Genomic DNA, 8642 nt, shown 5'->3' on the forward strand with positions numbered 1-8642 from the left:
TTCGTCACACCCCACCAACGCGGCCACGACTCCAACAGACACTCTCACAGGCACCGAACCAACCGATTCAGCCACCCGCGAAGTACGGAGCTAGTAGACATGGGCCCCGGTGGTGTCCATGCCGGTGGGGTCGTGCAGCTCGACCCAGACGTAGTGAACTCCGTCAGCGTGATAGAGCTGGTACGTCGAGGAGTAGGACCAAGGGGTGGCCTCCGTCCCTCCGGTGCTGGTGCTCGCCACCAGCCTCACCATGCAGCCGGACAATCCGATCAGCGTCCCGTAGGCCCAGTGCCCGTTGTCCCCCGGAGCCACCCAAGCGTGGCAGTCAGGCGTCCAGGCGTCGCCTCCCAGCCCGTCAGCCGAGGCACTGGTGGTGGAGAAGACCAGACCACCTGCGGCGATCGCGCCGATGACGGCGGCTTTGATGCCGCGCCGCTTGGAGGCGTCTGTCGAACGGGATGAGTGAGTTGAGTGTGACGTGTGCTTCATATCTCTCCTCAGGGCTGCTGGTGCTCCGTGCCCGGACGTGGGCGAATTCGGTCGTGGTGCCGGCGGCGACGGATGGTCACCCCTGCGGTGACCTTATGGACCCGGGTCCTTCGGCCGTCCTGGATTCGTCCTAGCGCGAGGTCGGCCAGGGGATCGGGGCCACCTGCTTCACGGGGCTCACCGGGCGACGGGCACCCACCGCGCCGGGCCGGTGTGCGGTTGCGGAGGTAGCATCGGCCCATGGAGTACGACCCGTCCCGGGCGGAGCGGACCCTGGCGGCGTGGGAGCGGATCGAGTCGTGGTTGCGGACGCACGCGCCGCGGACCTACGCCGCGCTCCCCGGCCCGGCGGAGCCGTCCGAGGTCGAGGGGGCGGAGGCCGCCATGGGCGTGTTGCCGCCGGAGTTGCGTGCGTTGTGGTCCGTGTGCGGTGGGGGGTCGGGAAGCGCCCCGGAAGGGCTCAGGGTCCTTCGGGGCTACGACGTGTTCCCGCCGCGCGAGGCGGTCCGATGCCATGGGAACGTGCTGGCGGTGATTCTGGACGCCGAGCACATGGGGCCGCGTCCCTGGATTCCTGCGTGCGCGATGGACACGGGGGAACCGCACCTGTGGAACTTCGTCGACGCGCCGACCGGTCGTCTGGGGTGGAACGTCCACGGTGGCGCATTCACCGAGCCCGGGGAGTCGGGAGAAACGTTCACGCAGTGGATCGAGGGCGTCGCCGACGAACTCCACGGCGGTCCTGCGCACGCGGGAGTCCTCCGCGCCGGAGTCGTCGACGGGTGGCTGTCGTGGAGGGACGTACGGGACTCCCGCACCGTACCGTCCGGGTGGGTACCGGTCGGGCCCGCGTAGGACCGTGAGCCGCGAGGCCGCGAGCCGCGGGCAGCGCCCACTGCCCGCGGCCCACGGCCTCGCGGAGCGTCAGGTGCTGCCGGTCACTGGGTGACGACCATGGCGCAGTGGAGCGACCTGCCGTTCGGGCTGCACTGAGCGAACATCCCGGTATCCAGCCAGTACGCGTCGCGCTGCAGCAGCCGCATGTTCGTGGCGAATCCGCCGAACTGGCTCATCGAGCCGCTGTTCTGCAGCCCGGAGATGGACGAGCGTCCGCACACCTCGGTCCACTGGGGCGCGTAGCCGCCGATGTTGTACAGGTGGACGGTCGCGTCCACCTTCGTCGCGTATGTCTGCAGGCACTCGCCGCCGGAGAACACCGGGTTGAGTCCGCCCTGGTCGGCGGGCATTCCCCCGCTGTTGTACGTGGCGTTGCCCGCGAACTCGTCACAGCTGAGGGAGTCGGTGGTGCCGCTCAGCACGGCGGGATCCCCATTGGCCGCCGCCCATCCGCTCTCGTCACAGATGACCGCTCTGTTCTGGCCGTCCCGTCCGCCCGGCATGTAGTAGAGCGGCTTCTCCAGGACCCGGCTGCCTGGATGGTTGTTCAACTGGCTCTGGACCAGCCAGGCGTGCGCGGCCGCCTGCGGGTACTTGCCCGCGTTGAAGGTGAACGTCGGGGCGTAGTTCACGAAGACGCAGCCGCCGGTGGCGTTGACGACGGTGTCGCAGCGGACTTCGTCGAGCCGCGTCGGAACGGCCTGGCCCCACTGGTAGCGGCCGACCTGGACGGCCGGATTGCCGGTGGCGGGCACGACGTCGGCTTCGAGCAGGAAATCCGGCGTGAAGGAGTGGACCGCGCCCGCCGTCGTGTTGTCCCACGAGTACCCGGTGGTGAGTTCGGCCGAGTGGCTGTCGCCCGGTATCCAGACCGGCGCGTTGCTCCATGTCGCGCCGGCGTCGTTGGGTGTGCATCCGGAGCCGCACAGGTGCTGCTGGACGGACAACCGGATCTCGCCCATGGCCGGCGGAATGGAAATCGGCGTGACGGTCAGGTACTCCACGAAGGTGGACGCGTCGGACAGTTCCAGTTCCCGTGTGAATTGGTACTCCGCCGTTGCGATGACCGCCTGCGTCTCCGCGTCGATCAGGACGACGGGAACGATCCGGTTCGAGCACTGGACGCGCCGGGTCGCCGTCACACCGGAGCCGGCTGTGTCGCACCAGTCGCCGTTGTCGTTGGGCGACAGCGTGGCCTTGGGCTTGGGCTTGACGGAGTTCGCCGGCCGGGCCGGTCCGAAGCAGACCTGGCGGCCATCGCGCACCGGTCCGCAGTACGACGACGGCTTGGCGGCGGAGGCGTGTGCCACGTTGGCGCTGGCCGCCAGCGGCGGTGTGACCAGGGCGTCCGGTGCCTGGAGCGTCTGGTCCGGGTTGGGGCTGGTGGTGTCGGGGTCGGGAAGAGTCAGGTCGATCGCCGGGCCGTCGGGAAGCCCGTAGTCCCCGGGGACGAAGGCGACCGCGTCCCAGGCGATGTCGTCGTCGGCGTTGCCTGTGGTGACGGTGTTGGACAGGCTCACCGCGGGCGTCGTGGTGTTGAAGCGGTAGGCGCCGAGCGAGACCCACTTGTCGGATGCGTTGGCGCGCTGGCTGATCGTCTTCTTGACGGGGCCGTACGCGGTGTCGATCTGGTAGACGGCCTGCGTTGCCTGGGCTCCGGTGTCGGGGATGTGGACGAACACCTCGCCCTGGGGCTGGGACAAGGGGGAGTTCAGCTTCCACTGGCCGAGCACGGTCATGCGCCCGCCGACGCCGCCCAGACTGTTCTTGTCGCGGGCGTGGGCGTACCAGAAGTGGCCCTGGTAGCCGCCCCCGATCTGGTGGAGGTCACCTTTGGCCTCGTACAGGCCCATGGTGTCGGGAGAGAAGGTGAACTGGAAGGTGCCCTGGGAGGAGATGGTGCCGCAGTCGCTCCAGCTGTTGGTGCCAGCCGGGACGGAGTGGACGACGAGCGAACCGGCGGGCGGCGCGGTGCAGTCGGGTGTGCCGTACTGGAGGCGGTAGCCGCGGCCCGGTTCGGCGCGCAGCGTCTGGTACTTGATGCTTTCGTGGCCGCAGGTGTCGGCGCAGTCGGGTTTCCAGACGGTGTTCTCGTTGTTCCACCAGTGGAGTTGGTCGCAGCCGTCGATGTGCTGGGTCTCGCACGGGGGCGGGTTGGCGATGTCGCAGGCGTTGTCGGCGGTGCAGAACGTGTCGAGCGGGGGTTTGATGGCGTTGCGGTCCTCGTTGCTGAGCCACCAGGAGGGCTGGAAGCCGGCGGAGGAGAAGCCGCTGTCGCCCGGCCAGTCCTGGCGCCCGGAGGTGCCGTAGGAGTGGCCGGTGTCGATGGACCAGGCGGCCCAGCCCATCACCTTCTCCTCGTAGGGCCAGTCCTGCGGGTGTGCGGCGTCGTGGTTGGCGTTCGAGTCGAGGGTGGTGTCCATGAACGCCTGACGAGAGGGCGGATAGATGGGGTTGGCGGGGTTGTCGTACCAGCCCAGCCCCCACGGAACGCCCGGGGCGCCGGCGGGCCGGTTGAAGCCGAGGTTGTAGTTCCACACCGCGGCGAACCAGTTCTCCGGCTTGGAGGGGTCGTCGTTGTTGACCGTGACGGTCTGGCCGCTGGTGTGGACCTCGTTCCATTTGTCCGCGAGGATCTGCAGCGACGCGGCCACGTTGACGGTGTAGTCCAGTGCGACGGCTCGTTGCACGGTGGGGTCCAGGGCGGTCTCGCCGGGCTTCTCGTGGCCGGCCATGCGCATGCCGTCGGTGATCTGGCCCACGCCGTAACCGCAGTCGGACTTGGTCCAGTCGATCTTCCAGTAGTCGTTCGGGGCGGGTCCGCTGTGGCCGTAGAAGCCGGCCGTCGATGCCAGCGGGTTGCCCATCTGGCCGGGGATCGCACCGGGTTCGGCCTGCCAGAGGTTGGATTCCTGGGCGAGGACGCCGAGTTCGACCTGGGCGGGGATGCGGCCGCCACCGGTCAGGGCCGGTACCGGGAACAGGGCCTGTGGGTCGATGGTGGCAAGCCCGATCTGGGTGCGCCAGCCTCCCTGGGTGATCCAGTTGGCGGTCAGGTCGCCGCGTACGGCCATGTCGACGGCCCACTCGACCTGGTTGGGTGTGGGCTGCAGGGCCTGTGTGTTGATGTCGTTGCGGGGTACGGAGCACCAGCGGTCGGTGTCGACGGGGTCGTGGTCGATGGTGTCCGCTGCGCCGGTCAGGCCGCTGCGCGGATGGGAGGTGCCGTCGGCGCCCGTCAGGGCGGGGGACTGGTTCGTGCCGGTGGGCGCGGCGGGGGCGGCCACCGTTTCGGTGACCTTCTGTCCGGTGGCGGTCGCCGTGGCGGTGAGGGTCAGCTGCCCGTTGCCGTCGGCAGGGGCGCTTTCGGCGGCCGGTTCGGCCCCGCTGAAGTGGCGGCCGGCGTCGGCGATGCGGGACAGGCCGGCGCGGACGGCGGGGGACAGCACCGGGTCCACGGCCAGGAGACCCCTGGTGGACACGTCCGTGTCGGCGGCGGCGTCGATGCGCGTGACGCCCGTGCCGGCGGTGTGCACCGTGCCCTTGGGATGTCCGGCCAGGAACACGCTGCTGGTCCCGGCCTGTTGCAGGGACAGGTCGGCAAGGCCGCCGGTGGCGAGGGTGGAGATCCTGCCGCTGTGCAGGGTTTTGGCGTGCGCGGTGGTGTGTGTGCGGTCGAGGAAGGCGATCGTGCCGTCGGCCGCGGGGCGGAGGTCGAAGGGCACGCTGTCGGTGGCGGCCAGATTCCGCGTCGCGCCGGACCGGCTGATGTGGACCACATGGTGGTACAGGGCGGCCACGGTGCCGTCGGCGACGGGGACCGCGGAGGTCACCTGTCCGGTGACGGTGGTGTCGGCCGCCGTGCGGCCGGCGGCGTCGACCGTGATCAGGCGCGTCTTGTCGTCCCGGAACGCGGTGAACGCAGCTGTACGGGTGGCCGGGTTGCAGGACGGGTCGAAGTAGGCCAGGGACGCGGTGAACGGCAGTTTGGTGACGGTGCCCTTGTCGAGGTCGACGACAGCAGCGAACGCCCCGCCCAGCATCAGGTCCTCATGATCGGCGAAGGTGCGCGGGGCGTACACCACGGCCGCGTGGGAGGGGTCGATGAGGCACTGGTTGCCGATCCAGGTGTCGGCGGGCACGCCCGGCTCGGCCAGCACGGCGGCGGTCCGCCACGCGTAGACGTCCTTGCTGTCGGCGACCAGCACGTGCAAGCCGTCGCTGTCAGCGGCCGACGTCACGGCACGGTCGGCGGACGTCCGCCAATTCGGGCCGAGCTTCTTGTCCGGCTCCGCGACCCCTCCGGCAGCCTGCCGGCCGCCGTGCACGGCCGTACGTGCTGACGCGGTACTCGCGCTCGCGACCGTTGGGGTGGAAACCGCGCATATGAGCCCCACCAGGGCCGCACCGACGGCTGCGGCAGCGGCGGGTCGTCGTCTACGGAAGGATCGCATGTGGTCCCCCTTCTTCGCCGTCGTGACGGTCACGCCGGCGAGCTGAGCGGCAAGACAGCGCGGCCCCGGGCATCCGCGCCGGGGTGCGGAAATCGGCGCCTGTGACCTGGGGCCCGCGGGTGTAGGGGTACGCAGGTGCGGCGGTCGGGTCGCACCCGTGTCAGTTGATGAACATCGCGACGGACTTGCTGTAGGCGGCGGGTAGCTGTCCGGCATATTGTTGGGCGATCGGTATGCCGCAGTTCAGGCGGTGACGGCCTCGACCGGCTGATCGGCCTGGGCCGGTCCGGACCAACTGCGGCGCCCGCACCTGGTCGTGTGCCGCCCCAACGGCACGAGCCGGCCGGTGCCCCCGGACAGAACCGCGGCGTTGAGCGAGGACGTCACCGTCGACTTCGGCAGCGTGCCGCGGCGCCGAGGGCAACCGTCCGGCCCTGACACCGACTGCAAAGTCGTGCGTCCGGTGAGCGGGGCTGACGCTCGCCGGACGCACGGAAGGAGACCAGGAGAAGTCAGGGGCACTTGGGGACGGCGCCGGTGTGGAACGCGGCGGCACCGTCGACGTAAGGGGCGAAGACCCAACCCCCGATGTACAGGTCGCCGCTGCTCAGATAGGTCTCCGTCACCGCGTGGTACCAAACGTCGCCGTAGGAGCCCACGTTGCCGCCGACCGTCCAGCAGTTCACCTGGACCAAGTCACCAGGGTGCAGGTCGGGCGCGACCTTGCCGGCGCTCGCGTTGGGGGCGGAGTAGACGCCGACGTCATGGTTCAACTCGATCCGGCTGTCGGCGTGGGCGGTGCTGCCCGCGAAACCGACGGCTGCCGCCGCCGCGAGGAGCACCGTGCCGGACGCGGTCGCCCGCTTGAGCCACGTACCCATTCTTCTTCCTCCTTGAGGTGCAACATGGTTGAGATGAAGCAGGTCCCGCCAGTGGCCGATGCGCACAGCGGGCGGCGCGTGACCGGAACTCCTCGCGTCCGCCCCGTCGCCGCTTCAGCCTTCCACCCGGATGTCGTAGTGCGGGTAGCCGCCGACCATCGGCGACCATGACGTACCGCCGGCCACTTCGGGGGCGTTCTCGGCCCAGAACGGGACCCACGTGCCGTTCACGGAGGCCTCGCCGTACACACTGCCGCTGATCGGAACACTGGTCGACCACGAGACCACCCGGATCCAGGCCGCGTCGCACGACGGCGAGTAGCGCAGGTCGCCCTTGTCGAAATCGGGCAAGTTGGAAACGGTCTTGACGGTGTACGCGTCGCTGGCGCACCCGGTGGCCTGCGGGTCCCTGTTGGTGCACCCGCCGCCGTGACAGGAGCCGGCCGCGCTGGCCGAGGAGACCGGCCCGGCCAGGGTGAGCACGCTCGCTGCGACGGCCGTGGCAGCGAGAGCCGCACCGGTCCGCAGTCTGCGCGCACCGCCGCGTGCCTCAAGGATCTTCATACTGAGTTCCCCCCGGTCGGCGTCGTGGGCGCTCCGCCGCAGTTGACTCCGTTGTGCGGCGTTGGGCCGCATAGCCCGCACTTGACGGTACGGACACGGGTCCTCAGCCCGTCCTAGATTCGTCCTAGCGCCAGGTCAGGGGGAAATCGGTGCTGATCGCGCCGGGGGAACATGAGATTCGTGCTGGGGCCGCTACGCCCCGTCCTGGGCCAAGCTCGCCCCGCGGCGGTGACGGTGTCCCGGTCGTCAGAGCCAGGTCGCAGTGACCTCGCCAAGCAGTGGAGCTGCCACGTAAGCGCAATGAGATGATCTCGCGGTGTCTGGTGTGATCACGGCGTCGGAGCCGTCCTGGATAGCCCCATTCACCGGGCTGAGCCCGCGTTCCTTCGGTAAGCTGCTGACCGCGTTGCGCCGCGTAGGTGCAGATCCGGTCCGCAAGGGCCGGCCGTGGGGCCTTTCGCTGGCTTGACGGCGGTGCGGATGAGGTCGGCCTGGACGTCAGCGAGCTTGGCGGCCAGTTTCCGAGGGGGGAAAGGCCGTCCCGACGGTGCGGCGGACGGCGGCGAGCGCGTTCTTGAAGCTGATGTGCGTCACGGGCAGGCCGGCGCGGTGCGCGGTGTCGGCGGTCAGGCGGCGTAGGGCCTGGTAGACGCAGAGCATGGCCCACAGTTCCTGCTCGGATGAGGGCGGGGCTGTTCGAGCGCAGGGTCGCGCTCCGCCCGCCGCGCTGCTCGATCTTGATGTTCTTGTAGATCGTTTCGCTGGTCCACCGGGCGGCATACAGTTCGGCGAGCTCGGCGGCCGGCGCCTGGGCGGGGTCGAGCAGCGTGGTGATCAGGCAGAACAGCTCCGAGGCCTCCTCGGTGACGCCGCCCTCGCCGAGGGTGATGGTGGTGACGGTGTACTCGATGACCCGTACCGGCATCCGCTCACTCTTGCGCCTGCCGCGCAGCTCGCTCAGATGGGTGCCGTCGGGAAGGACCTCGACCAGCGGGAGGTGGAAGGACTCCGAGACGCGCCACAGGAGTTGGGCCCCTGTTGCGGCCACGGTGGTGCGCAGGTCGTAGGCGGGGAAGCCCCGGTCTGCCATCAGCAGCACCCCCGGCTTCAGCAGGGGCGGCAGTCGCCGGGCCAGGGTGCGCTCGCCGGCCGCGAAGGAGTCGAAGGCGGCTCCGAGCAGGGACAGGGTCCCGCACTCGGCCAGAGCCAGCAGCCGCACTTGCGGGTAGGGGGCCGGCCGGGAGCCGTTGGACGAGCGGGTATAAGAACTCCTAACAAAGTGAGAGGTTGACCAGTCGGCGCCAGCAGATGATGCCGCAGGCCAGGCTGAGGAACGCTTCGTGGATGTCGTCGCGGA

Annotated in this window: 5 protein-coding genes and 2 pseudogenes; 2 read left to right on the top strand and 5 right to left on the bottom strand. The window is 69.7% G+C overall.

The window, feature by feature from the left end; genetic code table 11:
* Nucleotides 1–90 precede the first annotated feature (90 nt).
* Nucleotides 91–489, bottom strand: coding sequence for a hypothetical protein (locus ACWD5Q_RS34590; protein WP_451431039.1), 399 nt, complete (start codon nucleotides 487–489; stop codon nucleotides 91–93).
* Nucleotides 490–729: 240 nt separating this feature from the next.
* On the opposite strand from ACWD5Q_RS34590, the gene ACWD5Q_RS34595 reads away from it, so the two are divergent.
* Complete coding sequence (locus tag ACWD5Q_RS34595; protein WP_451431040.1) at nucleotides 730–1344, top strand: hypothetical protein; 615 nt, start codon at nucleotides 730–732, stop codon at nucleotides 1342–1344.
* Between the two features lie 83 nt (nucleotides 1345–1427).
* Here ACWD5Q_RS34595 and ACWD5Q_RS34600 read toward each other — a convergent pair whose 3' ends face one another.
* The 3 genes from ACWD5Q_RS34600 to ACWD5Q_RS34610 form a co-directional block, all read right to left on the bottom strand.
* A complete protein-coding gene (locus tag ACWD5Q_RS34600) occupies nucleotides 1428–5627 on the bottom strand; it encodes a golvesin C-terminal-like domain-containing protein (protein WP_451431041.1) in 4200 nt (1399 codons plus the stop codon).
* Between the two features lie 725 nt (nucleotides 5628–6352).
* Nucleotides 6353–6721: a hypothetical protein gene (locus ACWD5Q_RS34605; protein WP_451431042.1), complete on the bottom strand. Its 369-nt coding sequence runs from the start codon at nucleotides 6719–6721 to the stop codon at nucleotides 6353–6355.
* Nucleotides 6722–6835: 114 nt separating this feature from the next.
* Nucleotides 6836–7285 (bottom strand): DUF2690 domain-containing protein, encoded by a 450-nt coding sequence (locus ACWD5Q_RS34610; RefSeq protein WP_451431043.1) that lies wholly within the window; start codon nucleotides 7283–7285, stop codon nucleotides 6836–6838.
* A gap of 316 nt (nucleotides 7286–7601) precedes the next feature.
* On the opposite strand from ACWD5Q_RS34610, the pseudogene ACWD5Q_RS34615 reads away from it, so the two are divergent.
* Nucleotides 7602–7748, top strand: a pseudogene (locus tag ACWD5Q_RS34615) (IS5/IS1182 family transposase); the annotation flags it as partial.
* 264 nt (nucleotides 7749–8012) lie between these two features.
* Here the strand turns inward: ACWD5Q_RS34615 and ACWD5Q_RS34620 are convergent.
* Nucleotides 8013–8504 (bottom strand): annotated as a pseudogene (locus tag ACWD5Q_RS34620) (transposase); the annotation flags it as partial.
* Between the last annotated feature and the right edge of the window lie 138 nt (nucleotides 8505–8642).

The organism is Streptomyces sp. NPDC002513, assembly GCF_053595355.1.